This window comes from Luteibacter yeojuensis (assembly GCF_000964085.1).
Lineage (GTDB): Bacteria > Pseudomonadota > Gammaproteobacteria > Xanthomonadales > Rhodanobacteraceae > Luteibacter > Luteibacter yeojuensis_A.
The window spans coordinates 1-1,213 of the sequence record NZ_JZRB01000108.1; the positions used below are offsets into that span (position 1 = coordinate 1).

At 67.7% G+C, this 1,213-nt stretch carries 2 protein-coding genes; both read left to right on the plus strand.

The window, feature by feature from the left end:
- Positions 1–811 (plus strand): ribonuclease H-like domain-containing protein (locus VI08_RS20410; protein WP_045831484.1); only part of this gene is annotated, 811 nt, incomplete at its 5' end.
- Between the two features lie 226 nt (positions 812–1,037).
- The gene (locus VI08_RS21905; RefSeq protein WP_157130541.1) at positions 1,038–1,184 is read left to right on the plus strand and encodes a hypothetical protein; all 147 of its coding nucleotides are present in this window, start codon (positions 1,038–1,040) and stop codon (positions 1,182–1,184) included.
- Positions 1,185–1,213 lie beyond the last annotated feature (29 nt).

Genomic DNA, 1,213 nt, shown 5'->3' on the forward strand with positions numbered 1-1,213 from the left:
GCGCGCAAGCGCGCTCCCACAAAAAGCCAGCATCGATCTTGACGCCCTGCGCCGCATGGCCGGCGTGCGCGCGCGCCTGGGCCTCGTCGCGACGGGGCCGGCCCGCCCGGTGACCCGCGAGGTGCCCGGCGACGAAATCGCCCCGGGCCTGCGCTATCTCGAACACGTCTCGGCGTGGCCCACGCCCCCCGACGAATTCGACCTCAGCTTCGCCCGCCTCACCTCCGCGCGCCGCGAGCACCTGCTGCACTTCGACACCGAGACGACCGGCCTTGCAGGCGGCACGGGCACGCGCGCGTTCATGATCGGGGCGGCCGACTGGTTCGCGGGGCAGCTGCGCGTGCGCCAACTCTATATCACCAGCATGGCGGCCGAGACGGCCATGCTCAGCGAGTTCGCACGGTGGATACATGCCGATACGGTGCTCGTCAGCTACAACGGCAAATCGTACGACGCACCGCTGTTGTCGACACGCTACAGGCTGGCCCGGCTGGCGAATCCCCTGGTCGGGCTGGTGCACGTCGACCTGCTCCACCCCATGCGGCGCCGTTATCGGCAGGTATGGGAAAACTGCAAGATGCAGACGGCCGAGCGGAAGCTGCTGCGCATTGTCCGCGAGGACGACCTGCCGGGCTCGGAGGCACCGCGGGCATGGCTGACCTACCTGCGGGGCGGCCCATCGACCGACCTGGTGCGCGTGGCCGAACACAATTTGCAGGATGTGCGCAGCCTCAGCGGCCTGCTCGTCGAGGCGCACGGGTGGGCGGCGGCGGATGTGCCGGCGCTTTCGTCACGCGGTGACGAAAAATAGACGCCACCCCGCGCACGCTGCAGGGGGCGAAAACGCCGCGGAGAGATGCGATGAATGAGCCGACCAAGCCCTGCGACCACGCTGGCTGTGGATGCCAGGTTCCCGTATCCGCCGACTATTGCAGCGAAGCGTGCCGCATGGCCGTGGATGAGGAAAACGTGGGTGGCGCATGCGAATGCGGCCATGCCCACTGCCAGCAGCGGCACTGAAGCGAGGAGGTGGCACGATGACGAACGACGGTAAACAGAGCACGCCGGGCTACAAGGAAGACAACCCGAAGCCGCCCAGCGGCAAGGAACGCGTGCCGGGCGAAGGCCACCCGAAGGAACACCAGAACATGCCGGACAGAAAGCCCGGCAAGCAAGGTTCCTGATTCAACTCGATGTGGGAGCGCGCTTGCGC

Bases quoted from the DNA above. Each gene is read 5' to 3' on its own strand.
- VI08_RS21905 (WP_157130541.1), top strand. From the start codon at position 1,038: ATGACGAACGACGGTAAACAGAGCACGCCGGGCTACAAGGAAGACAAC.